General features: G+C 63.6%; 1 pseudogene. It reads right to left on the bottom strand.

Features of this window, described 5'->3' with window-relative positions:
* Positions 1-513: pseudogene (locus tag GRI59_RS15950) on the bottom strand (Ig-like domain-containing protein); the annotation flags it as partial.
* Between the last annotated feature and the right edge of the window lie 66 nt (positions 514-579).

Genomic DNA, 579 nt, shown 5'->3' with positions numbered 1-579 from the left:
CTGATACGCCGCGTTCGACGGATCAAAGCTGTAGGTGCCGTTCGGGTTCAACGTCAGGCCCGCCACCGGCGCATTCAGCGTGTAGGTCAGGACATCGGTCGTATCGACATCGCTGTCGTTGGTACGCATCGAGCCGGTCACCACCGCGCCATCTTCGGTCGCAGCCGCCACATCGGCCACCGCCACCGGCACATCATTGGTGCCGGTCACCGTGATCGTCAGGGTCGAGGCTACCGGGGGAGCAGTCCCGTCGCTGACGGTGTAGTTGACCACCAGCACCTGGGTCTGACCAGCAGCCAGCGAGTTATAGGCCGCATTCGACGGATCGAAGCTGTAGGAGCCGTTGGCGTTGAGGGTCAGGCCGGCAGGCACCGTCCCAGTCACAGCATAAGTCAGCGTCGCGCCCGCATCGACATCACTGTCGTTGGTCGCAACCGAACCGGTCACGATAGCAGCGCCTTCTGTCGCCGCAGCCACATCAGCCACCGCCACCGGAGCATCGTTGACCGGCCCCCACTGAGTGGTCCGTGTTGATTGTTAGTGCAAGATTGCCTCCTGCGCCATGGCTGGCCGCAGGTG

The organism is Erythrobacter ramosus (assembly GCF_009828055.1).
Classification (GTDB): domain Bacteria; phylum Pseudomonadota; class Alphaproteobacteria; order Sphingomonadales; family Sphingomonadaceae; genus Erythrobacter; species Erythrobacter ramosus.
Note: the sequence above shows the minus strand (reverse complement) of the source record. Positions and strands in the feature narration are given on the sequence as shown.